1 protein-coding gene is annotated in these 669 nt (G+C 48.8%); it reads left to right on the top strand.

The window, feature by feature from the left end; all coding sequences use genetic code 11:
- Window positions 1-669 (top strand): chemotaxis protein CheC (locus AC1DWB_RS36790; RefSeq protein ID WP_477545977.1); only part of this gene is annotated, 669 nt, incomplete at both ends.

Below are 669 nucleotides of genomic sequence, written 5' to 3'. Positions count from 1 at the left end.
ACAAGAAGCAATGAATCAGATGATGGGCTCTTCCGCGACGTCCATGTCGACCATCTTTAACCGATTCGTGAATATTTCACCTCCTGGTATTAATATTCTCGATATGGCGAATGGGGATAGCCGTAGTAAGTTGCCTCATGAGGACGTGTTCGYCAAAATATCATTTCGACTAATCATAGGGGATTTGATAGATTCGACCTTGATGCAGCTGCTCCCAGTTTCGTTTGCCAAAGACATGGTGTCCATCTTGATGGGTGGAGCGGATATTGATCCTGCATCTTATGACACAACTACGACTACGAGCACAAGCACGAGCACGGCTGCAGCATCAGCACCGAGCAGTTATTCGGAACCAACATATGCGGCTACGAGCGCTGCTCCAGTATCGCCTCAACCCGATCCATATGGCCAACCTGCTTACCAGCAGCCACAATATCAGCAGCAAGAGCCTGTTTACCAACAGCAACCACCGATGATGCAGCCGAACTATGCACAGCCCAATTATCAACAGCCGATGGCTCAGCAACCGCACATACCGAACAACTATGGGCATTTTCCCCAACGTAATGTGGGTGTACAGCCGGCGCAATTCGGTAATCTGAGTGGTCCTAATGTACTTACAGACGAGACCAATCTCAATCTGTTGCTCGACATTCCGCTTAAGGTAAC

This window comes from Paenibacillus sp. P4_E11 (assembly GCF_056401635.1).
The sequence above is the reverse complement of the archived record's forward strand: the minus strand, read 5'-3'. Positions and strand labels throughout refer to the sequence as shown.